Here is a 23,639-nt window from a genome sequence, read left to right as displayed (position 1 = left end):
TTCCGAATTGATCAGATCCAAATTCTTTCAAAAAGAATGCGCCGTGAACACAAGCCATGAGATCAGATGGATAATCGACACGGATTGATGCCAATCCTAGGCCGGATGATTAAACCGTGATTCTAAAATAAGTTCCGAAATATGCCATTTTATTCAGATAGCAGGCACTCTTTTCAAAACATTCAGAGGTTTCCGGGATAACAATCTTTGAAAGGAGAGAGAAAGTTCATGCCCATGAACAGCAGATATCAGCATTATTACCAATTCAAGGGGGGTATTATGATCTTTTTCCCATTAAAATCAATATCGGCATTCCTTATCAGTATCCTGATTCTTCTCTGTCTTTGCAACTCTTCAATTGCAGAACAGAACGGGAACGTGGATAACGAGCGCTCAGTAGTTCAATCGAATATCGTTAATCAAAACCAGAATTCCCTGCATGTTTCTGCCGAACACGCGACAGACAGGCTTATTGTCCGGTATAATCCAGATAAGGTAAAGACGAAGTCAGAATTGATGTCTGTTCAGTCAATGGCAAATGCAGAAGCGGGGTCTAACGTTATTCTGGATACTGGCAAAAATGGAATTCCCGGGATGCAGGTAGTACAGGTTACCAGTACAACACTGGAGAGTGCCATGGAATCATACCAGGCAAATCCTGATGTCCTGTATGTTGAACCAGATTACAAGATATCCTTAAGTCCGGGTGAAGAAACCAGAACTGCTCCGGTGATGGCCAGTATGCAGGCTGCCAGTACTACATATCCGAACGATCCCCAGTATCCAAGTCTCTGGGGGTTACATAATACCGGGCAGGCACCATTTTACGGAACGAATAATGCAGATATTCAGGGTCCGTTGGCTTGGGGAGCAACAACCGGTTCACCGGGAGTTGTTGTTGCAGTTGTGGATACCGGGGTAGATTATTCTCATCCGGATCTGGCATCAAACATCTGGACAAATCCCGGAGAGATACCAGGAAACGGTATCGATGATGATGGAAACGGGTACATCGATGATACAAAAGGGTGGAATTTTATTGATAAGAACAATAATCCCATGGACGACAACGGGCATGGAACCCATTGTGCCGGGACCATTGCCGCGGTAGGGAACAATGGTATCGGGATCGCCGGTGTAACCTGGAAATGTAAGATCATGCCCCTGAAATTCCTCAATTCCCAGGGGAACGGGTATATTTCTGATGCTATCTCTGCAATTTTGTATGCAAATCAGAAGGGAGTTCCAATAATCTCTCTCTCATGGGGTGGGCTCGAATCCCAGTCACTCAGGGATGCAATTGACGCATCTTCAGCCGTGGTTGTCTGTGCAGCAGGAAATACCGGTGCAAACGCAGATAGTAATCCGATATACCCTGCAGCATACACCAGTAGTAACGTCATATCAGTTGCTGCAACTGACTATCATGATAAACTCGCATCCTTCTCGAATTATGGCATACAATCAGTAGATCTGGCCGCTCCCGGTGTTAGTATTTACAGTACTGCCCCATCAGGAGGATACAAATTCATGAACGGGACATCCATGGCAACTCCTTATGTTTCAGGAGTTGCAGCTCTCATAAAGTCCCAGAATCCTTCCATGACTGCAGCCCAGATAAAGAGCAGGATACTCAGCAATTGCGACATTCTCTCTTCATTATCAGGAAAAGTCGCAACTGGCGGAAGATTGAATGCTGCCAAAGCACTCGGAATCAGTAATCCTACTCCAACTTCAACTCCTACACCATATCCTACCCCAACTATAACCAGAACACCAACTCAAACCCAGACTCCGTATCCTACACCAACCGTGACCAGAACGCCTACTCAGACTCCAACTCCATACCCAACCCCAACTATAACCAGAACACCAACTCAAACCCAGACTCCGTATCCTACACCAACCGTGACCAGAACGCCTACTCAGACTCCAACTCCATACCCAACCCCAACTATAACCAGAACACCAACTCAAACCCAGACTCCGTATCCTACACCAACCGTGACCAGAACGCCTACTCAGACTCCAACTCCATATCCGACCCCAACTATAACCAGTGCACCAACGTATACCCAGACTCCATATCCTACAAATCAACCCTCGAATAATTGTGGAATCTACAAAACAGATACCAAGACAGGATTTCTCAGACAGGGACAGGCGATGGTATTAGGGTATTATATTCCGGCAGAGGGTCGATCCCGTATCGAATGGAAGATGAGTTCCTTTGGTTCGCCCAATACAGGAAAGGGACCTAATAAAAATGATAAATATGATAAAAAGTCAGGATACAGTTTTGTAAGCAAAGACTCCACAGTCTTTGATCTCTATATCTGCAAAGATTGTAATCCGAAGTATTCGTATTGCATGGCAAATAAATACGCATATGGTCCGAATTCCTATGTTTCCATAACTCCTCCGGCGTCAGGTTCGACATATTATGCCCTGGTTTATGCCAGAAGCGGGAGTGGTACCTTCAACATGCAGGCAAACAGTTACAGATGTCCAGGAAATTCGCCAGGAATTATTGCATCTATGCAGTCTTTTCCGGATTCCAATAGAGCCGGAGATTCAGGAACCGGGACTGATGTTCCGATTCCAAAAGCAGAAATTGTACCATATTGAGAGGAGAGAACATTCAGGCCCCATCCTTTGAAGAACATCGGTATCAAGGTTCAAAATTAGGACTCACAGATTTCGGAGCCTGATTAATCCCCAGTCAAGAAGTGACGAGCGTTTACATAAGGCCCAGCCCATCAGGAATGATACAAAGGTTAACAAAAAATATCCCAATATTGACCCGGAAACTATCATCGCCTGGTCCTTTTCCCAACGGTTCGCAAGACATCATGAGTACCGGACCTCGTTGCCTTTCCCATTCATTGAATCATTCGTAGCCGCCTCTCCGAGATCAAATAAAAAACCAGACCCCAGATCGGACAGGCTAACCCTGTTCAACTGCTGTTTTCTACGCGGGTGATCGTTAGTTCGAAGGCAGTTCGCTTTGGATGTTTAGGATAATTTTACGAAGTGTTATCTGAATTCATCAGTGGGGATGGCAAAAAAGGTGAATAGATATGCCCCTCATATCACGGAATTCGTTGCAACTCCATTTATTAAATGAGCATCAGGAGAGGTTAAATTCGTCACCGGTGACGCCTGAGACGCCGGGGTAACTTCGGAAACCGGTTTTTTAAAGATTTTTCCAGAACCTGTACTGATCTGATACTCATTCCCATCTGAGGAAACAACAATATTCCCATCGACATTGGTCAGCAATGGATCAATCTTCAACTTTTTGAGAGTATCCTGAGTTGTTTTATTAATTCCTGAAGTTCCTGGATTGATAACCAGAACCTCCGGAGCGATCTCAGATAATGATGCAAGAGAGCCTTGAACATCCTTATTGGGAACAGCCCAGAAAGTAGCTGGTGTAAGACCAAGATTCTGATTTCCGGTAAAGAGGAATGTCACACTACCGGTTTTCACTAAAACAGACAAGGCATTATCAGAAGCATTTGTTGTTGAAGACGAAGCGTTCAGGAATTGAATAGATGCATCTCCAAAGGGAAGACTGACACCCGAAGCAGCCTGTTCAAAGCCTATTGCCTTTTCGTCTATCATCGTTTTGATCTTGTCATACGTAGGGGATGAAAAAGAATTGCTTGGACCGCTGAATATCGAAACAGGGAATGTTTCCATAAGATTTGTCATTCCACCGATAGCGCTTTCATCAAGATTGGTGGCAATGGCATAATCAAGCGTTTTGACACCAGTGGTATTCAGATAATTAATAACTGTAGAAGAGTCCTGGGTATCACCGGCATCGATGATCATAAAATGGCCCAAGGATTCAAGCAATGTTGCATCACCATGACTCGTATTCAGATAGTATACCTTCAGATCGTCTGATCCAGGTCCTGCTTTACTTTCAGAAGGTAACGAATTCATGACATTTGCCAGACCATCAGTCGATGGATTTATTATATTCCCACCTTTATCGACGGAAGGTAAGGTATTAAGGATACTGCTATTCTTCAGATTTACCGAAGACGGGTTTATAACATTTCCCGATTCGTCTACAGAAGGTAAGGTATTCATCACATTTTCTCCAATCCCTGATGACGAACTCATGACATTTGCAGATCCGGCTGCTCCTGGATCAAGGACTCCGTACCCATCAGCAGTAACCAGAGTTACCACAAGAGCACACAGGATGATGAAGAAAAATGGGATGTAGAATTTATTAACTGATTTCATGTATTTCCTCCTCTAAATTTGATACGATTTGATTGTAGATTTCATACAATCCTGAAATAATTTCATCGGATATATTTTCCAATAGTACCAAGAAACTGATTTCTCACATATCAGAGACGACCTTTCGTTAGGGAGGAGAGTATATACGTCTTATCAGTCGTTTCAAAAACTGAATCATATCAAGTAAATATCCCAGAGAAAAAGATATTATTCAAATTGGACAATCGTTCCTTCTAACCTAAAACAAACCTTTGACATCTTTTATGAGTCATTCTATCCCTATCTTTTCTATTCCTTCCGCATAGGATCCAGGGCAACCTCACTTGTTCTCCGGTATACCCTGCAGCATACACCAGTAGTAACGTCATATCAGTTGTGGCAACTGACTATCACGACAAACTCGCATCCTTCTCGAATTATGGTATACAATCGGTGGATCTGGCTGCTCCTTGAGATATTATTTACAGCACTGCCCCATCAGGAGGATACAAATGTATGAATAAGACATCCATGGCAACCCCCTGTGTTTCAGGAGTTGCAGTTCTCATGAAGTCCCAGAATCCTTCTATGACTTCAGCCCAGATAAAAAGCCGGATCCTCAGCAATTGAGACATTCTCTCTTCATTATCAGGAAAAGCCCCAACAAGCGGAAGATTGAATGCAGCCAAAGCACGCGGAATCAGTAATCCAACTCCAACTCCGACACCTACTATAAACAGAACACTAACTATAACCCAGACTCCATATCCTACACCTACCGTGACCAGAACGCCTACCCAGAATCAGACACCAAATCCAACAGATCAACCCTCGAATCATTGTTGAATATCCAAAAAAGATACCAAGACAAGTTTTCTCAGACAGGGACGGGAAAAGGTATCCGGGTATAATATTCCGGGAGGGTCAATCCCGTATCGAATGGAAGATGAGTTCCTTAGGTTCGCCCAATACTTTCATTTATCACATGAGCACATAGAGGGGTATGGATCCAGTCATACAGGTATTCCTCGCCGGGTCGCTGATTCTGATACTGCTACTGATCACAACCACCACCGTTGCTTCTGTGGAGCAAAAGTCAGATAATAAAACTCTGGGCATGCCAATCAATAGCCCTGCATATCCTGCTCCCCCGAACCGGTTCAATAATAGGGAATACTTCATTATCACGTATGAGACAGATCCTGCTGCCCTGGAAAAAGTAGTCCCCTATCCTCTGAAGGTCACAGAGCCGATAGTCAAGTATGAATTCATCAGAATGCCGGACTCATCCGGACTTGGCGACTATACCGAGTCAGGACAGGTCATCCCTGTGGAGTTCAACGGTACCCGCGGTCTCTTTGTCCTCTCTATGTTTCTGGATAATGAACCTGCCATTCTTGCAGGCAGGGAGATATGGGGATTTCCCAAAAAGTATGGCCTTCCTTCACTGAAAGTTGATCCCGTTAGCAGAGACACCCTTGTTGGAAGGCTCTATTACGGAGAACTCGAAGTTGCCAGGGGGACGATGGGATACAAATGGCAGGCTCTGCCTACGGATGATATCAAAAAATATCTCGAAGACACTCCAAATTACCTGATAAAGGTCATCCCTGATGTGGATGGCAGCCCGAAGATCCATCAACTCGTCAGGTATCATCTGGGTAATGTCACGGTTCACGGTGCCTGGACCGGTCCGACAGAACTTGAACTCTTCAGGCATGCTCTGGCACCGGTTGCTGATCTGCCGGTGAAAAAAGTTGTATCAGGAGTCCATTTCATCAGTGATCTGACGCTTCTTCCCGGTACTGTAGAGTATGATTATCAAACATGAAGTTAAAGTGGCAAACGTATGCTGCAAGAAAAAAGAAGGGTTTTATTCTTTTGTGACGGTGACTTTCGAAAACATAAACGATAATGTCATCGGATTATCTGTGCAGGTATCACAGGCGATCTTCGGCAGCTGCACCCACCCGGAGGGCGGGATTACGGCATCCCCTGCATCGGGTATTACCGGGAGATCCAGATTCTTCTGGATGATAAAGCGGTAGGGGTCGAGGCTGCCGAAGTAGTATGCTTTGTAACGGTGCAGGTCGTCGGGTGTTGCGTTGTACGACGCATCCCCACCCTCAGCAGCCGTGACATCCACTGGGATCCAGCCGTATCCCTCAAGATAATACTCAGCCCAGATATGGGTACCGGCAGAACCTTCGATCATCTGGTAGCCGCCGGTTGCCCGTGCCGGTATACCCAGTGACCGGCAGAGGGCGGCAAAGTACAGGCTCTGGGAGGCGCAGTCACCAATACCGGTCTCGAGGACGTACTGAGACTCAGGAATTCCGGTGACATCGAGCCAGAAGTGCGGAGCATGGCTGTAGGGATGGGTCGTGATCGTATCCCAGTAAAGTTTCTGCGCCTGGAAATAGGGGTTTGTCTCATTTCCTACGATAGAAAGCGCCGTTGCTTTAATCTCCGGAGTTAACGCAACATTTTTCGAGGATGCCGTGTATTGCAGGTACTCGGGAGAACTCGTGTTGTACGGCAGTACCTTTGCCGGATCTATCGAAAAGCGCTGTTCGTGCTGGACGAAACTGTACCGGGCGGTGATGTTCAGGAAGGGATCTGTGATCTCTTCGAGCGGGATCTCCAGGTACACAAGGCCGATATCCCCGCCCACACCGGTTGAGGACTGTACATACTGGCTGGGTTCCATGGACAGGATTGTCACATTGGTCTGGGATCCGGACTCAATTGGTACAGGCATCCAGACCTTTAGCGTTCCGTTTGCCGGGAGATTCTCGCGGGGGATATTCAGCACAGTGGATCCTGTATAGGTGACCGGTGCCCCGTATGTCCCGTTACCATTATTCCACGATGCGGTGATCAGGGGTATCAGTTCATCATACAGGGGAGTATGGTGTGCACGTGTATTTTCTTCCTGGAGAATGGATGGATTATGGTTCCTGACATTATGGATGGTTTCGGAGAAATACCACACCTCCCCCTCACTCTTCAGAGTTGCGGTCATTGGGGCATCAAGCCACGCGTCCCGCTGGGCGGCCGATGCATTGGGGAATGCCTGGGCCATCTCAGTCTCTATCTCGCTACGGTTATACGGAAAATTTGTTCCGGCGTTCGTTGACAAAAAGGACATATCCCGGGCACGGATATATGCAGCCCGGTCACCTGCCGTGGAATATTTCTCCTGCGCAAGGGTAAACATATCAGCGGCACTGTGGAAGTTGCTAGCGTTGAATTCTTTTTCACCCTGTGCAAAGAGAGTATCTCCCTGTGATGAGGGCTCTGTCTGGGTGTCGGAAGTATCTCCTGCCGCAATGATTACGACGGTGAGCATACATGCCATTAATGATATCAGGAATATCCGTTTCATTTTTCACCTGTAATAATTCAATATGGGAAAGACGGGATGTACCGCAGATAATATTTTAATCCACTTTAACCTGCATTCGCCAGTTTGGCTCCTGTACCATAACAAAATGGGTCAAAAGATTCAGATCGCCTTCATATGTACCCGGTGAAATCCCGAAGGAGGTGAGGGTGTTAGTAATTCTCATAGATCATCCCGGCAATGGTACCGAGATCAGTACCCACGGAATCCGCGGTGACATTTTCCGAGGTCCGGACGTTGTTGACGTATTCGACAAAGACAAGCCTTTTCCCGCTTCTGGTGTCTACATAACCGGCAAGGCCTTTTGATAATAAGGCATTATCTCCGTTTAACGGGTCTGGGTAATTGTAGGTACCGGTCTTTGCGTACACCCGGCCGCAGGCCGGATTTTCGGCTGCGCAATGGTGGACCGCCGAGCCGTCAACCCCGAGGATCGGCAGGGCTTTGATAAACCGGTCGGCATACGGCTGTTCACTCATTATGTCCAGCAGTTGTGCCGCAGTATGAGGTGAGACATGGTCTACGCGGTCCCCGCCTGCACCATCACCTAGCATCACCCCGGTGGTGTCGAGGCCAAAAGATCGTAACACCTCCCCTTCCTTTGTCATGCCGTCAGAAAAACTCGTTTTATTCTCGGAAAGGGCGAGCAACATGATGTAGTAGTTGGCATGCATGTTCTGTGAGACTTTCAGCGTCAACTTCACGTCCTCGACAAGTGGCGGGGAGGTGAGTTCCGCCACTTTTTTCCCACTGCCATAGTTTCCTGCTCCCGGCAGTTTCTGTACCGGGTTATCACCGGTTGCCTGCGCAACGACATCGACACCCTGGCGCTTTAATGCCTCGATGAAGAGCGTGCGGGTAAATACGGCAGGATTTGTAATCGCTGCCGTTGTATTGACTGTTCCGGCATCTGCAGCAATCGTCCCGACGACCACGATTGTTCCTGCGGGCTCTTCCCCGGCATCAAGCGTGGTCTTTGTCCCAGCCGGCCCGGTGGTCACCCGGTTATCAAGCAGGTATAGGGAGGTCTGCGGGCGCATCACCACGGAAGGTGCGGAACCAGGCTCACCTGGCGTAACGCTCAGGTCAACCATGTTGTCGTTAATGACGATCGGAGAGAGGAGTGCCATATACTCTCCTTTGATGTTCTCGAACAGGCGATCGTCTATGATCACATCTGATACCTTCGTGATGCCAGCGGCTTTCACCTGCTTTGAGAGGTCATCCAGGCCGGCAAGAGGATCAGTTGTTGTGAGACTACCGCCTGATTCGGAATGGTCGGTATCCCTGAACTCGATGGTCCCGTCAGGGAGCGTACGCCCCCCCATGGTCATGTCACCCTTGGCCACGAGCACGAGGTTCCCGTCAAGATTCCCATCCGTTTCAATGACTCCCTCTGCATAGACCGGGGTCTTGATCTGATAATCCGGGCCGAGGGCTGCGAGGACCGCTGAAGACGAAAATATCTTCGTCGTGGACGCCGGTACAAACATCTCATCGGCATTTTTCTCGTACAGGGTCTGGCCGGTCACTGGGTCGACGATTATTAATCCCCAGCTTGCATGGGAAAACCGGGGCTCCGAGGTTATTGCGGTGATTTTTTTCTCAAACACTGATGAATCAGGCGTGGTCTGACTGGCAGTACCAAAGGACCCTATGGATACCAGGATTAAGACAACCAGAATGCTGATGATTACGCCGGGCATATACCAGCGAGAGGGGTCCTGAGTCATGTAATTAAAACCTGGTATTGTCGCTTATCAGGTATTAATTTTGTGAAATGAATTTGTCGCCCAATATGCAGACCGGATCACCCATTTGTCGCAGATATTTTGATGCCGATAAACAGAAAATCAGATATTTTTTGCCAGTATGAGGGGTACTGCTTGTTTCCCCTGATCTTTATCCTGGAGGATGAGCAGGAAGAGCAGAACCATCTGCCCGGTAATCATGAGGGATGCTGAATCTCATTATCAAATGGCGTTAAGCAGCTCTATTAATAGATCGCTTATTTTTTAAATATATAAGATAATTACACACTGTTTCTATCATGTCATACAAGCACACGTTTCTCCTGATTGCAGTTATCTTCACCCTCCTCCTTGTTGCAGGATGCATCCAGGCCTCACCGATCACCACAGGTCAACAACCGGCTGCGCAACCCGTCAGTCACGATGATCATACCGTTCGGACCCATCCCGGTCGCGAGTACAAACGGTGTCAACATCGCCTATGAACTCGAGTTTTCCGGCATGGAGAACATGTCTTTTACGCCCGAAAAAGTCGAAGTCATTGACGCGGCCACTGGAAAAGTACTCTACTCGCCGAATGCTTCGGTACTATCCCGGACCGCGTTCCCAGCAGCCGTTCCATTGCCGACGATTGACGAATTGCAGAACGGTACGGCAAAACTTCAGAAGCCCAGAATTAGTATCTGGTTCGTGGTGAATCCCGATGCTGTGCCGGACCAGCTCACACACAAGATCACCTTCAACCGGACCACTGATGGCCTTGATCTCCTTGTCGTCTCGGGCGGTAATGGAACCGTCCGAAAGGATCTCTCTCCGGTCGTTATCGGTTCCCCGGTTAAAGGTCCCGGCTGGGTAATTATGGAGACAACCTCGCCTGTTGTCCATCATGTCACCTCTCAAATCACTATGGCCAATGTTACCCGGGTCCCCCAGCGGTATGCACAGGACTTCATCCTCCTGGACACAGCAACCGGCCTGCCATTCTCCGGCAACGAAACGATTGCCCGGGATTATTACGGCTTTGGCAAGGAACTCTACGCAGTCGGTAATGGGACCATTGTGTATGTCCACGATGGTGCAAAGGATACTGAGATCACCACGCAAAAACCCCCGGTGACCGTTGATACCGCACTCGGAAACGGCGTGGTCATCGACCTCGGGAACAAAAAATACGCTTGCTACGGCCACATGATAAACGGGTCGGTCCGGGTAAAAGTAGGCGATACCGTCACGGAGGGTCAGGTCATCGGTCTCATGGGTAACACCGGGAATTCCGACGCTCCGCACCTCCACTTCCAGGTCATCACAGACAACCCGTCGATCCTGGGCGGTGAAGGTTACCCGATAGTCTACCGTTCGTTTACCGTGACCGGCCGGTTCGATGAGGAAATTTTGTCAGGGATTTTTTTTAACACATCCCTTCCACAGGAAAACAAGCTCATGGAAAACGATGTTGTCGTAACCTTCCCCTGATTCCTTTTTTCCATTTGTCTCACCATCACGGGATGCAAATCTCAAATTTCGCCCGGTATGGGTACTCAGATATCGGAATGACGCAATGGCTGCTCCCGTCCCTCATAGTGATCCCATAGCAGCGCAAATGATGCTCCGTTTGCCCGCAAACCTCCGGAGAGCCATGGAACACTCAATTTCGATAGATTTATGGTAGTTTACGAAAAACTAGCGTATGTTTTTTTTACTACACTATACTCCTGCCATCATCATTGTGACTCTCTTTGTTCTCTCCGCCGGTTGCGTTACCTCCGTTCAACCATCTCCAGCCGAGATCTCGTTCACCGGCATGACCGTGGATCTCCAGAACACTGCAGAACGTGAAGCATTCCTTTCAGATGTTGACAAAATGGCAGAAAAAGACCTGAAAGACTGGAACGTCCCGGGTATAGCCGTTGCCATTGTTCAGGATGGGAAGGTTGTCTTTACCAAGGGGTATGGGGTAAAAAAGGCCGGGAGTCCGGATCCGGTAAGGGCCAACACCGTCTTCCAGATTGGTTCCACATCGAAGGCTTTCACCGCCGCACTCGCCGCAATGGAAGTGGACAGCGGCAGGATGAAGTGGAGCGATCCGGTGATCATGTACGTCCCGAATTTTCAGATGAAGGATCCGTGGGTAACAAAGGAGTTCACGATCACTGACTCACTTGCCCAGAGGAGCGGCCTTCCCGATCACTGGGGAACGGAGCTCGGGGGGCTCGGGTACAGCCGGGATGAAATGATCCACGCTCTCCGTTATGTCGAACCGATCTCCAGCTTCCGAAGTACGTATCTCTACCAGAACATCCCCTTCGTAGTTGTGGCTGCAGCCGTCGAGAAGACCAGTGGGAAGAGTTGGGAAGACAACATAAAAGAACGGATCTTCGTGCCGCTTGGGATGACCAGTGCATCGACCGGCTATGATGCATTCATAGCATCGCCCGACCGCGTTTCCCTGCACTGGCTTGACTTAAAGGAAGACGGCCCCTATGGGCCTGTTGTTGCGGACTCCTCGCCGTACATGATATTTACCACGCTCATGGGGCCTGTTGGTGGCATCAATGCGAATGTTAAGGATATGGCGAACTGGGCGATCTTCCAACTGGGGGATGGGATGTACAACGATACCCGGCTCATCAATAGAGAGAGCCTGGACTACATGCATACGCCGCGAACACCACTCATTGACACGATGAACAATACGAAGGACTATTACTGCCAGGGCTGGTTCTATAAGGAAATAAATGGCTCTCCGTCGTTCATCTGGCACAATGGCGAAACATACGGCAATCACGCAATGATCCTTTTAGTACCATCAGAAAAGCTCGGCATCGTTGTTCTCTCCAATACCGTCGGTGCCTCGCTTCCCGATATGCTTGCCTCGAAATTGTATGATCGGTATTTCGGCCGGGAGGATTCCCCCGAGATAACAGGAGCTGCGGCCAGTTACCGGCAATCCGTCAATTTCACCGCCAGTGACTTCGCCTTACCCGAGCCCCTAAACGCGAGCACGCCGTTTCCCCTTTCCGCGTACACCGGCACGTTCAGGAACGATGTCTATGGCAATGCAACGGTTGCTCTGAACGACGGGAACCTGACAGTTACCTTCGGCAAAATACTAACGACATACTCCCTCACGCATTTTGACGGGAACGACTTTTTCGCATCGTGCCCGGAGTACCATAAGGCGTACTACGATGGTGTGACCTTCGAGACCGGGCCTGAAAGCTCCATTCAAAAGATAATACTGCCTATCATGGTGAGGCCGGGAATTTCCCCAACGTTTGTCCGGGTGTGACGGTGAAGACTCCCCTTTTTTTGATTTTTTCACTGCCGGCTGGGTGACCCATGGACCGGGAAACCGGCTGAACCGGAGTAACAGAACGATGATGGGAAAGATAGATGAAGAGGGCATTTCATATATTCAGGATAGATAACAGCAGTCCAGGACGGCTCTAAAGTACACAACCGGGGATATGATGACATCAGCAGTACAAACGGAGGACATTTCTTCAACTCTTCAACTCTCGCTGAATGTCGTGAAGGAACGGTACCACGTGGATAAACTTGCCCTCTTCGGCTCCCGTGCCCGGGGTGAGGCCCGCGAGGACAGCGATATTGATATTCTGGTGGACTTTGCTCCCGGTGCCGACCTTCTTGATCTCTCTGGTCTGAAACTCTACTTTGAGGATATTTTTGGCAGGCCGGTCGATGTTGTACCAAGACGGGCGATTCGTGAAGAACTCAGGGAAGCAATCCTAGCAGATGCGATTGACATATGAGAAACTGGGTCCTCTATCTCCATGATATCAACGAGGCCATTTCAACGATACATGAATTCATCGCAGGGATGACCCTCGAAGAGTTTTCACTGGATAAGAAGACCATGAGTGCAGTCAGGGATCAGATCATGATCATCGGGGAAGCAGTAAACCACCTTCCTGATGAGATTCTATCAGAGTATCCCCAGGTTCCGTGGAGGGATATTGTCGGGATGCGAAACGTCCTGGTTCACTCGTATTTCCGGACCGATCCGGAATTGCTCTTCCTGGTTGCCACCGAGCGGCTTGCATCACTATCCATGGTCATCACCGGGATGATCAAAGAGTATCGCCTATGAAAATGGAGTTTCATAACCTGCTTGTTGATTTCTCCCGGCTTTTTGGCGTGACGACTGATGGATTCTCTTTTTGTCAGTCGCTTCATTGACCTAATCTTTGGGTTCTAATACGAGGCATCCCAGGTACCATAACCTGGCACCGGCCGGCTGGGTACCTGATCATTGTCACATGGTCGATATCTCCCAGGCCAGGAATTATCCGAAACAGCGAGGAACAGAGCACCCAGGGAGGTTAGGGTTTTTCATCGCGAAAGAACGATATCACCTGGATAAATATGTAATCGTTATTTCCACCCTCAGGTAAGGACACAGGGATTGTCCACGACTCAGTACCCGGGCCCACTTTTTTCCACGAATCAGGCGTCAATTCCGGACGCTATCTTGAGTAAGAGGCGATATAACTCTTCAGGCTGGTCAGCCATGGGAACGTGTGATGATGATAACTCAACAAACGTCCAGCCATCTGGACTGGCCTCAATCTTTTTTCTTGCGATACCGGTTACAGCCGAATATTCACTTTTTGTACAGAAAATGTAGGTCTTTGGAATTGGCCGGATAATCTGTGGATCAAAATCCAGGGGCTCCACGTATGGAGGTGCCGGGTCAGGGATGAGTACCTGTTCTCCTGATGATATCATCCCCTGTTTCAGCAGTGAATACAGAGAGTCTCCGGGGTCCGGAACTGCTGCGTCCAGATACACAAGATGATCGATATTATTCGCCATCGCTGCAGCCACCCCGGTGATCACCATTCCACCATAACTATGCCCGACAAGCATGACATGATGCAGGTTGTTTTCCCCAATAACGGTGATTATTTCTCCGATGTGTCCCCTCAGGCTACCGGTCAGTTCATCGGTAAGTGTGGGTGCAAATACCCGGTAATTCTCTGCTGAGAGTGCAGCGATAGTTCCTTCCCAGTACCGGGCACCCATTTTGCCATCTTCGGTATGGACGGGGTCTCCGGTTGTGAGAAGGTTCCATGTCCGGGTAGACATGTTTCCCCCATGCACCAGGACAATATCTGTCATAATGTATCCAGAACAATAATGATTCAGGCAGTCTACTATCCTGATTTCTCGCCCTTTAATATAATACTATCAGATCTGTGAAACAAACATCCAAGATAATATGAGAGAAAATTTAATTCAGTTCACAGATGTCCATCAGGGTTGTAGAGGCTGTCCCGTTTGTACATCTTTTTGAAAACCTCTATTCAGAATAATTGCCTTAAACACCCCAGGTTTTTCTCTATCATACTCCGGACCGTGAGCATGGGACCCAGATGAGTTCATCCAACAAGGATGCCTAATCAAAATGATGAATAATGAACCTGTTTGGATATTCACGGTTGATATACACACAAATATCTCTATTACCGGAGATATTCAATCGAGATATCTGGTGTTTCTGCGATTCCCGGTTTTGCGAGCAGTTCTATCAGTCTGGCGCCACGTTCCGGATGAAAGAGGTTCGCAGAGGCCGCACTTCTGATGATCCAACAGGTATCCAGTCCCCGTTCGGTGCCGGCACAGGCAATCACCCTGACTCCTTCCGGTATCATCCCGGCATCGGTAGCCATCAGAACGCACTCCAGGCAGACCAGGGTTCCGGGTGAGATCAACTCCAGAGTTTTGGCAATAATATCCAGGGATGTTACCTGCTGTAAATGAAGTCGTATTGAAAAACTTGGACCAAAGAAGGGAATAGTTCCTTTCACTACCGGGATCTGTAATGCATCAAGTTTTTTCTGATTATCAGCAGTTATCTCCATGGGGACCCGTTTCTTTCCCTCGCGAATCCATTCATCACGGATTGATCTGAGCCCGGGATTTGTTGCAAACAGATCATGGCTCATTTGATCCACCTCCCAGTACATACCCGGGGGACAGGTCACACAGATGATAGGTCTTCCCGGTGATGTTTCCGCTATCTGTAAGGCACTTGATCCGGTAATCGAAGCAACCACGATGTAATCACACCGGGATGCTTCCTTTTTGACAACATCCACAATGGCAGATGTATTCTCAGGGCCCGGTGAATCAAAGACGATCATATCATTAAAGGAATGGGGGTTTTCCTGAAATGGTTTCTCCAATGTAATTCGACTATCATCCGGAGATGTCAAAAAAGTTATTTCAGGTATGTCAGATGAGTTTCGTAACCTATGCATAAAAGGAAAGGATCACGAAGTTATCTATGATCACACCGGGTGTCTCATTCTTTTATGTTTATAACTAATCTATGAATACCATACCCGATTAATAACATTCCAACAACGCAATTGAGGATTTGTATAATAAATAATGGAACGAAACTGCCAAGATATGAAAAAATAATCACAGATAATCCCATGAATATAAAGGTCGCAAAGCCAGTGCCGAATCCGAAAGAAAATAACTCCTTTTTTGTGTAGTTGTATTCAACTACTTTTGCAGTAAACAGACTTGTGAAAAAAATAATTGTCATCGGACTGGAAATTGTTATCAGAAGTACTGACACAAAACTTGTCAGGATATCTGCTCCCGATGATATTTTTGAAACTGCAACAGTGCTGAATAATATTCCTTTCAAAATGAGACTTCCGAATAGTATCAAAACAACAGAGCTTACATACCCAAAAACTCTTTTAAATTTAGTTTCTTTGAGTAATGTACCTACTCCAAGAATAGAGATTGTTATATAAAAATAATCAACAACTGTGACAGCCAGTACACCTGCAAATCCATCAAGAATTGTTTTTTGTAGGGTCAAATTAATGATAAAGAAAAATACAGGCCCTATCGCTAACTGTAATGTTAATCCTGTATAAAATCCCCTTTTGAACTCTTTCATTATAAACCCATGAATCAATACGAATGACTTCTTTTTTAGTACTGATAGAAAAATATTATAATCACAAATCGACTACAGCATCCAGGTAATTTCTTTTCTCTTTCACATTTCCATATAGCGAAACCTATGAAGTCTCAACTCCTCATTATTATCGTATGAATCTGAAAGTCGTCATCGAAGAAGACACCGAAGATGACGGTTTTATTATCAGTTGCCCCGCTCTTCCGGGCTGTCATTCCGAGGGTGAGACTGTAGAGGAAGCCCTCGCCAATATCAGGGATGCCTCGTCGTTCGGGAGGTCAGGTTATCATGGTGACCGACATCAAAAGAGAGAAGCCGATGATTACTGATGAATCCGTTCTTTTCTATTGTCCGCTGCGAACCTATATTCTCGACTCCACAGCCACATACCGGAATCCAGCAGTTATTAACACAGGTCTCCTTCAACCATGATAAGATCCGGGCTGCATACCCACGCAATCTGAATTCGGGGCTTACCCAGACACCGATATCATAATACGCCCATAGCGGGTGAATCCGGGTAATAAAGCCACAACCAAGGATCATTTCCCCGTTCAGGCAGAGAACGATCTCACTCTTTTCGATTGCAGTAGAGATCATATCTTTTGGTTCAAAAACCTCATCCTCCTGCATCTGAAGAAACGGCAGATCCTGAAGGGTTGCCAGCCGAAACGAGAGATCTGGATCCCCGGGTATTGTTACTTGAGTGAAATCACGATAGATGAGACCAACCTCGTGATACGAGTTCATCCGGGAGCAGCATTTCATCAATACCTGATCAAACGATTGAACCAGTATTCTTTCAACATTGCAGGTTTTGACAATCTCTGGAAAATGGAAATTAATATCGGACCCGAAGGTTTCCTTTACGAAAAATTCAAGCATCACTCCCCCCTTCGTGATCGCATAGCCGATAATGGTCCCACAATGAGAGAGAATCACTGCATCAGCATGGGGGATCTGTAGTTCCAGATATAAATCCTGAAATTCAGGAAGAGAACTGAGATGCGTTATCCTCATAGTCTCAATTTCCTGGAGAGTTGCTCCATTGACTGATATCATGCAGTATCATCGTTTTTGAGAGGGTGGGATATAAATACCGGTCATATGTTCCGGATCTTTTCGGGAGGTTGTCCTATGAGGTGCTTCACATTGGACAACCTCTTTCAATCGATCCCGACATAAGGGATTGCATAAGTAGTATGCATGAAATATCTGCATTGAACATATGCACTCCTTTTTTGGTGACAAGGATAATATCAGGGTTTTCTCAGATGGCTTTGATCTCCTCAGAGACCAGTCAGGATCAAAAATAATCTCAGATATCTGTACAGATGTACGGGGCCTGATTGAAGAGGATGATGATTATTACCCTGCATTCTTCTCACTTGAAGCCCTGCTGACTTCTCTCCATGATGATCAGGCTGCAATCGCCCTGATCTCACGTGACTCCCGTATCATGGATCATCCGATCTTCAGGTTCCGGTATGCAGATCACTGCCACCGGGTTGGAGATACCATCTCCGCAGAGGAAATTCTCCGTTCATACACATCTGGGACGTCAGAATCCCTCAGGGATAAAATATATGGATTTCTGGCTGCCGGAAGGATCGGAAATGAAGGGGAGGCGGCCTTGCGGTGGGCTGCCCTGCTCAGGGAAGAGAAACTTGAGGATAGCCATGTCGATGTTGCTTTTGTCCAGGATCCTGATGATTATTCTTTGCTTGCGTATCATCCGTTTCGGGAACGGATTGAAGGGGTTCGTCTCCTTATCCGGGATAATATCATACCCGGAAGGGAGAAGGAAGCATACTCACTTATCAGGTCTCTCCACCTCTATAACGGCGATTTCCTGGAAGGATACCTTACTCCCTATATGTGCGATGAGGGGGGAGAGGCTGTACTTCCGGGTCTCTGGATAGCGGTTCTCATGTCAGGAACTGCTGCAAAAATCGTAGAGGAATTTCTGGCCACAAATCTCTTTACTACTGATATCCTTCGCCAGGGGGCTGAAGAGATCCTCGAGGACCTCCGTGATAGTACAAGGGAATACCTGGTCAGGCAGTTGCTTATCCAGGGAATGGTGGCAGGGATTCCAGACTCCGACCTCCTTTCCGAGATCAGGAGTATTGTTCTTCACCGTGATGACCTGATCCTGGGACCCCTTGAATGGATCACGCTGACTGAATTCGAGGAGCAGGCCTCATCTCTTATCCGGGTAATCCTCAAGGATAACCCGGACCTGCATATATCTGAGGGGATAGTCCCGGGAAAACTCCCGGATTTCCATAAGTTCAGGCCCGGTTGGCAGTCTGACAGCGATGAGGATGACGAAGGCTGGGAAGAAGACCATGAACTTGAATCCCTGCTTTCAGAAAGCCGGTATGATGAGGCGTTCGAGTTGGTATCAGGATATGTCCGTAACCATGTATTATTCGAGGATGTCGAAATTATCTTTGACCTGGCCCTGAAATCCGGCCGGTTTGATGATCTTGTCTCCCTGCGTCATTTCATGGAGGAGGGAGAAAATCATGACGGGGTGTATCTCATCAGGGCATATGAGCGGCTGATGAATAAGGATGTAAAGGGATGCCTTGCTCTGATTGACCGGGCGGTGTCAGTCGGGTACCCTGAAGAGAATGCAATGATTCTCAGTGCAGCATACATGAATAAAGCGGGATTACCGAAACGGGCCGTAGGTATCTGTGAGAAACTTCTCAAAAAGCAGGCACTACCATTGGATGAGATAATCCCGGTCCTCGCTGCTGCATACCGCCTCCAGGGCCGTGAGCAGGAAGCAGCGGAACTGGAAAATACCCTGTGATTACGAGCTTAAAATTAGTCAGGTACTCTTTTTTTTATCAGGCCTTTCGGCCCGACAAGACCAGTATCTTTCAGGAGGTGGTGATCTGAATAAGACGAACCAGGAGACCGGACCGGAGCATCCTGACTCCAGATGATGCAGGAGAAACGGTTGCTAATTAATGCGGCGATTCCTTCTGCCCAGGTTTCCAGCGTTGTCCGGGGAATCAACATCGTAGTTGGTGAGCGAGATACTGTCACGTTTGAATGATACCATGAAAATCTCGCAGTTGCTGGCATGACACTGGAGGGTCTTGCCTGACAGGTATCCTCTGAGCTGTCCAATGATACCGAGACTCCTGATCCCATTGCCCGGTGATGGTTGCATTCCCGGTGATTCTCTGGTGATTGCGGTGCTTTCGGCTGCCATGGTCGGCCTATCCGGAATCTGTCCCACGGTCTTTGCCTCGGCATTCTCGTAGATGAGGGAGGCTGGATAGGATTCTTTCGATCGAGGGCACCCTGGTGACTGACTCCGCCTGATTCGTCAGAAGATGCATACCCAGGGGTTATCGTCCAGGATATCCTGGATCAGTGTGCTCTCCGGATATAATCAGCAATCGAGACCCCTCAAGGTTCCGGACTGCTGATTTTACGGTGTTCTTTGTGGTACTACCATTGGTTCATACCCAATTGTTCTCAACCGCTGCCCTGCGGCATGTGGAGGATTGCAGGGAGTATATACGATTTATCGGGGTCTTTGAATGGCCGGAGAATCTGATTTGGTTTCCCGTTTCACGTGATCGAAGCCATATTTGATCTGCAATGTGGTATCAGGAAGATTGTTTCCGGATGAACTGAAGTTCGTCCTGGTTCCATATCCGGACATTGAGAGAGAGGTATTCAGGTGAGAAGAGCATATGAGGGTATATCAAAAGGAGATCTGCCAGATGAAGAGGTACCAGTTTACAACCCTGATTTGGGAAGAAGACGGAGTGTATGTTTCAAAATGCATGGAGATTGAACTTTCATCCTGTGGTGATACTCCGAAAGAAGCACTTGAAAATCTGCGTGAAGCGATCGATCTCTGGCTGAAGAATGCAGAAGTTCTCGGGCTTTTATCTGATGCTCTTCCCTCTATAACCTCGCCAGAAAAATTCACATCTGTTATCGCGATTGAGGCTGCGTGAGATTACCGCAGGTCTCCTCACATACTCTTATTAAAAAATTCAAACGGATTGGCTACCAGGATGCTCCATTCCAGGGTAAGGGGAGTCATGTAGCCCCCTATAAGGACGCCGACGGAACCAAACTCCCGGTGTTTATTCCTAAACGGGATCCGATTCCAATTGGAACCCTGATCTCAATTATGAAGCAAGCCCGGATGGAGCGGGATGAATTTTATCTTTTTCTCACCAGTTGATCCGAATTTTGCCTGCGGGGGATGATGACGCCGGCTCTCCCTCCTGATACCCAGGTGCAGATTCTGCAAAATTCCCTGGTTGAAGTGAAGGAACGATACCACGTGGATAACCATGAATCACGGATATGGAGGAGGTACCTTATTTTTGTAATTTCTTCAAAGAATTGTCAAATTAGGGTTTGAGAAAGTAATTCGATAAGTGGAGTATTGTTTTCTCTATCTGCCTCTGAAAGGGATTTATAATATTTATTTGAGTCAGAGAAGAAATCATCAGAAATTTTTCTCTCCAATAATTCTAGAACCTGCTGTTGCATCAATATTCTAGCTATTCGACCATTTCCATCTAAGAAAGGATGTATCGTTAAAAAAGCATGATGGAATTCAACAATGTATTCAATTTTTGAGATTTGAGGGCATTTTAGGATTAGTCGATAGTTTGCACACCACTCACTTAATAGAACAGTAATTGCATGCAATATTTTTTCCGGTGGGAGTGGAATAAAACGAGCGTTATCAGGTGTAGAAGTAGGATCACCGATCCACACAGGAACGGTTCTAAGAATTCCAATAAATTTAGAGGGGATGCGTAAATCCTCTCCAATTATTCGATGAATCCAGCATAAGTGCCCAATATTTATCGATGAAGTCACTAATGAAATATCAATATTATTACTACCTTTTTTGAACAAATATGATGGATTAGAGGTTAAATCGGATATTGATGACATAGTCCGAGACATTATTATGTCCATTTTTGAAGAAATCTCATCCATCGCTTTTTTTTGAGTGATGAATAAATCGTAGATATCATCTTTAAAAAGAGAAAAAAATGCATATTGTTCTTCTTCAGTCAGTGAAATCCGGAGGTATTCTAACCTAATACCATAACCTTTAGGAGAATCTAGAATCGCTCGAATTCTTTCGCAATGAAATATATCTGGTTCACCTGGTTCAGTAATTTTTATTAATTCATCTCTTTCAGAAGGAGTTATTTTTTGATTAGTAAAAAAAACGAAACCTTGAGCCTGGTTTTTACTAACTCCTAAAAAATCGCTTGAAAATTTATTTTTTATGTCTGAGAATAATTGCGGTGTGGGTGGAAAAAAACAAGCGACAATCCAAAATTTACCATCTTTTTTACAAATTATATCCTTTTTCCCATCAGGACCACCCAATGGACATTGAGGATCAATTCCTTCATACCCTTCAATGTGAAGTATTTCTGCACACAACCTTTCAGCTTCCGTTTGACCGAAGCGCCATTCTTTTAATGCACTCTCTGTGGGTTGGCGTGAAAAAGCATTCATAGGGCAATTCCTGAATTTTTCTGAATTTGTTAGTATTAATATGTCATTAGTACGGCTAATTGGATTTCGTGAATTTTTTTACATATAAATCCCATCCTATTTAGAAATACTCATTTTTCTATTCTTTCCACAAATATCCCTCATAAACCAGAACATCGAACCTCCCCGTCCCATCGATCAAGATCACAAACAGACCGTCTTTGACGATCATTCTTCCGCAATAATTCTTATAGAATCCTGGGAATCTCCCTGACGATGAAAGGAGAGGGATTGTACCCCATACCCTGGGAGCTCTTTTCGTCTTTTTATAATTACCTCCCTGTTCCACCGATAGTTCTCCACCGGGCTATTCCAGTGACGCATCACCCTGTTTGCTATCTTCGCCCAGATTCAATTCCTTCAGCCATAGAACTATTGACCACACTTCCTACGCAATAGGAAGAATTATTAATTCAAGGACAGGTACGATTGACACCTGCCCCGAACTTCCTGACTGCACCAAGCCAGGGGCCTGGACCGTCTAGACATACAGATCTCCTTTCAGTTCCCCATCAGACTGAACCGGTGAACCCGACCCAACGGGCTATCCCGAGGTATCCCCGGAAGTGGCAGGCAAAAACCAGCCCCGGGAATCATCCGGAACGTCGAAGAAGTCCTCTGTCGTGCCCGCTGGATACATGATGAGCAGAGCAGCCGTGGAGGTTTGGGTTTCTCTCCCGGAACGTGGTAGATCTCCTTCCATACACGATGCAGGACTGAAGAACTCCACCAGTCCTATATCGCTCGCAGCTTCGCTGCTCGCTCCCCAGCCAGATGAAGAATCTATCTCATATCCTGCCCAGGGTCCACGGTAAACCGGGAAATATCTGGATAGAAATAATCTTGACCTGCTCCGAGAACCGATGCTCATTCAGATTCCCAATCCTGGTGGTTCACCCATTGAACCCAGTTCTCATGACCAGTATCAAACCCTTTCTCGTTCTCTGTATTATCACTGGTCCTGATGTGAGCGGAACGATCACCTCCCTACGGAGGTTATCTTTCTTCTGCGGGAATAGAGCGGAAGATGTCGTCTGACGTATTTCGTTCTAAATGTAAAACAGGGCACCAGATACCTTCAGAACCGGGGCCCGGATCTATCCTGGCGGAACTTCAGAATTCACATGTATGATCACATACAAGAAGGTGATCACAAATCCCTACTCCATACATTCACATATTCCGTAATAAGTACTAAAATAATTATTATTACTAAGATATACTTCTTTAGAGACCGGTATAGCACTCATTTTCATGGTGGAATGTTCCGCATTTCTTCCGAAACATTCCGATATTTCGCAGATGATTACACAACCTGGATGAAGAATCCACCAGGTGAGATACCTGAATGAATTACCCGGGCATTACAGACTTGGACAACTGGTCATCCCCCGTCAGGAGGATGAGGACTGTATTATGGTCAGGTCCTTTGCTCATCCGGGCTCTCACCTGGAACGAGGAGGAGGAGAACTACAAAAGGGTCGTTGTCACAAAGATCGATAACAAAATGCACTCATACACTGAAGCAGGATACTGACAAATGAACAGAATCGGACTCACTGTTTAAATGCGGGGAAAGGGAGTCGAACCCCTGAACTCCTATGAGAAACGCTCTTGAGGCGTTCGCCGTTGACCACTTGGCTATCCCCGCACAAGAATAGGAATAGTGTGAATGAGTATCCACACTACGCTGACCTTAAAC

General features: G+C 46.9%; 21 protein-coding genes, 1 tRNA gene and 1 pseudogene. 12 read left to right on the top strand and 11 right to left on the bottom strand.

Annotated features, from left to right (window positions below):
* The first annotated feature begins 279 nt into the window (after positions 1-279).
* On the top strand, positions 280-2,628 hold the full coding sequence (locus tag ACHZA2_RS08950; RefSeq protein WP_319579421.1) for a S8 family peptidase: 2,349 nt from the start codon (positions 280-282) through the stop codon (positions 2,626-2,628).
* Positions 2,629-3,087: 459 nt separating this feature from the next.
* On the opposite strand, the gene ACHZA2_RS08945 is transcribed toward ACHZA2_RS08950, so the two are convergent.
* Positions 3,088-4,107 carry a hypothetical protein gene (locus ACHZA2_RS08945; RefSeq protein ID WP_319579420.1) on the bottom strand — a complete coding sequence of 340 codons (1,020 nt, stop codon included), beginning with the start codon at positions 4,105-4,107 and terminating at the stop codon, positions 3,088-3,090.
* Between the two features lie 426 nt (positions 4,108-4,533).
* On the opposite strand from ACHZA2_RS08945, the pseudogene ACHZA2_RS08940 reads away from it, so the two are divergent.
* A pseudogene (locus ACHZA2_RS08940) lies at positions 4,534-4,872 on the top strand (S8 family serine peptidase).
* Positions 4,873-5,245: 373 nt separating this feature from the next.
* Positions 5,246-6,073: an acetoacetate decarboxylase gene (locus tag ACHZA2_RS08935; RefSeq protein ID WP_319579419.1), complete on the top strand. Its 828-nt coding sequence runs from the start codon at positions 5,246-5,248 to the stop codon at positions 6,071-6,073.
* Positions 6,074-6,115: 42 nt separating this feature from the next.
* Here ACHZA2_RS08935 and ACHZA2_RS08930 read toward each other — a convergent pair whose 3' ends face one another.
* Both ACHZA2_RS08930 and dacB read right to left on the bottom strand, forming a co-directional pair.
* Entirely contained in the window at positions 6,116-7,630 is a 1,515-nt protein-coding gene (locus ACHZA2_RS08930; RefSeq protein WP_319579418.1) for a transglutaminase domain-containing protein, read from the bottom strand.
* A gap of 170 nt (positions 7,631-7,800) precedes the next feature.
* Positions 7,801-9,381, bottom strand: a complete 1,581-nt coding sequence (gene dacB / locus ACHZA2_RS08925) for a D-alanyl-D-alanine carboxypeptidase/D-alanyl-D-alanine-endopeptidase (protein WP_319579417.1) — start codon at positions 9,379-9,381, stop codon at positions 7,801-7,803.
* A 345-nt stretch (positions 9,382-9,726) separates the two neighbouring features.
* Between dacB and ACHZA2_RS08920 the strand changes: the two genes are divergently transcribed.
* The 4 genes from ACHZA2_RS08920 (at position 9,727) to ACHZA2_RS08905 (ending at position 13,510) form a co-directional block, all read left to right on the top strand.
* Positions 9,727-10,872, top strand: a complete 1,146-nt coding sequence (locus ACHZA2_RS08920; RefSeq protein ID WP_319579416.1) for a M23 family metallopeptidase — start codon at positions 9,727-9,729, stop codon at positions 10,870-10,872.
* A gap of 214 nt (positions 10,873-11,086) precedes the next feature.
* Complete coding sequence (locus ACHZA2_RS08915) at positions 11,087-12,688, top strand: serine hydrolase (RefSeq protein ID WP_394698535.1); 1,602 nt, start codon at positions 11,087-11,089, stop codon at positions 12,686-12,688.
* Between the two features lie 178 nt (positions 12,689-12,866).
* Positions 12,867-13,172, top strand: coding sequence for a nucleotidyltransferase family protein (locus ACHZA2_RS08910; protein ID WP_319579414.1), 306 nt, complete (start codon positions 12,867-12,869; stop codon positions 13,170-13,172).
* Complete coding sequence (locus ACHZA2_RS08905; protein WP_319539131.1) at positions 13,169-13,510, top strand: DUF86 domain-containing protein; 342 nt, start codon at positions 13,169-13,171, stop codon at positions 13,508-13,510. Before ACHZA2_RS08910 ends, ACHZA2_RS08905 begins: the two co-directional genes overlap by 4 nt.
* Before the next feature lie 356 nt (positions 13,511-13,866).
* Here ACHZA2_RS08905 and ACHZA2_RS08900 read toward each other — a convergent pair whose 3' ends face one another.
* From ACHZA2_RS08900 to ACHZA2_RS08890, 3 genes are all read right to left on the bottom strand, one after another.
* Complete coding sequence (locus tag ACHZA2_RS08900) at positions 13,867-14,541, bottom strand: alpha/beta hydrolase (RefSeq protein WP_319579413.1); 675 nt, start codon at positions 14,539-14,541, stop codon at positions 13,867-13,869.
* Between the two features lie 344 nt (positions 14,542-14,885).
* Positions 14,886-15,566 (bottom strand): pyruvate kinase alpha/beta domain-containing protein, encoded by a 681-nt coding sequence (locus ACHZA2_RS08895; protein ID WP_319579412.1) that lies wholly within the window; start codon positions 15,564-15,566, stop codon positions 14,886-14,888.
* A 161-nt stretch (positions 15,567-15,727) separates the two neighbouring features.
* Complete coding sequence (locus ACHZA2_RS08890) at positions 15,728-16,345, bottom strand: LysE family transporter (RefSeq protein WP_319579411.1); 618 nt, start codon at positions 16,343-16,345, stop codon at positions 15,728-15,730.
* A 155-nt stretch (positions 16,346-16,500) separates the two neighbouring features.
* On the opposite strand from ACHZA2_RS08890, the gene ACHZA2_RS08885 reads away from it, so the two are divergent.
* Positions 16,501-16,695, top strand: coding sequence for a type II toxin-antitoxin system HicB family antitoxin (locus ACHZA2_RS08885; protein ID WP_319579410.1), 195 nt, complete (start codon positions 16,501-16,503; stop codon positions 16,693-16,695).
* Here ACHZA2_RS08885 and ACHZA2_RS08880 read toward each other — a convergent pair.
* Positions 16,619-17,428 carry a GNAT family N-acetyltransferase gene (locus tag ACHZA2_RS08880; protein WP_319579409.1) on the bottom strand — a complete coding sequence of 270 codons (810 nt, stop codon included), beginning with the start codon at positions 17,426-17,428 and terminating at the stop codon, positions 16,619-16,621. The two genes, ACHZA2_RS08885 and ACHZA2_RS08880, sit on opposite strands and share 77 nt — an antisense overlap.
* A gap of 166 nt (positions 17,429-17,594) precedes the next feature.
* On the opposite strand from ACHZA2_RS08880, the gene ACHZA2_RS08875 reads away from it, so the two are divergent.
* Positions 17,595-19,190, top strand: coding sequence for a hypothetical protein (locus ACHZA2_RS08875; protein WP_319579408.1), 1,596 nt, complete (start codon positions 17,595-17,597; stop codon positions 19,188-19,190).
* Positions 19,191-19,343: 153 nt separating this feature from the next.
* Here the strand turns inward: ACHZA2_RS08875 and ACHZA2_RS08870 are convergent, their stop codons facing one another.
* The gene (locus tag ACHZA2_RS08870; protein ID WP_394698534.1) at positions 19,344-19,598 is read right to left on the bottom strand and encodes a hypothetical protein; all 255 of its coding nucleotides are present in this window, start codon (positions 19,596-19,598) and stop codon (positions 19,344-19,346) included.
* A 490-nt stretch (positions 19,599-20,088) separates the two neighbouring features.
* On the opposite strand from ACHZA2_RS08870, the gene ACHZA2_RS08865 reads away from it, so the two are divergent.
* Complete coding sequence (locus ACHZA2_RS08865) at positions 20,089-20,358, top strand: type II toxin-antitoxin system HicB family antitoxin (RefSeq protein ID WP_319579406.1); 270 nt, start codon at positions 20,089-20,091, stop codon at positions 20,356-20,358.
* A complete protein-coding gene (locus tag ACHZA2_RS08860; protein WP_319579405.1) occupies positions 20,355-20,591 on the top strand; it encodes a type II toxin-antitoxin system HicA family toxin in 237 nt (78 codons plus the stop codon). The genes ACHZA2_RS08865 and ACHZA2_RS08860 overlap by 4 nt, the downstream gene beginning before the upstream one ends.
* Before the next feature lie 167 nt (positions 20,592-20,758).
* On the opposite strand, the gene ACHZA2_RS08855 is transcribed toward ACHZA2_RS08860, so the two are convergent.
* Complete coding sequence (locus tag ACHZA2_RS08855) at positions 20,759-21,898, bottom strand: Fic family protein (protein ID WP_319579404.1); 1,140 nt, start codon at positions 21,896-21,898, stop codon at positions 20,759-20,761.
* 583 nt (positions 21,899-22,481) lie between these two features.
* Complete coding sequence (locus tag ACHZA2_RS08850) at positions 22,482-22,808, bottom strand: hypothetical protein (RefSeq protein WP_319579403.1); 327 nt, start codon at positions 22,806-22,808, stop codon at positions 22,482-22,484.
* A 531-nt stretch (positions 22,809-23,339) separates the two neighbouring features.
* On the opposite strand from ACHZA2_RS08850, the gene ACHZA2_RS08845 reads away from it, so the two are divergent.
* Positions 23,340-23,474, top strand: a complete 135-nt coding sequence (locus ACHZA2_RS08845) for a hypothetical protein (protein WP_319579402.1) — start codon at positions 23,340-23,342, stop codon at positions 23,472-23,474.
* Positions 23,475-23,505: 31 nt separating this feature from the next.
* On the opposite strand, the gene ACHZA2_RS08840 is transcribed toward ACHZA2_RS08845, so the two are convergent.
* Positions 23,506-23,588, bottom strand: a tRNA-Leu gene (locus tag ACHZA2_RS08840).
* Between the last annotated feature and the right edge of the window lie 51 nt (positions 23,589-23,639).

The organism is uncultured Methanospirillum sp., assembly GCF_963668415.2.
Classification (GTDB): domain Archaea; phylum Halobacteriota; class Methanomicrobia; order Methanomicrobiales; family Methanospirillaceae; genus Methanospirillum.
This window is presented reverse-complemented; position numbering and strand designations above follow the sequence as displayed.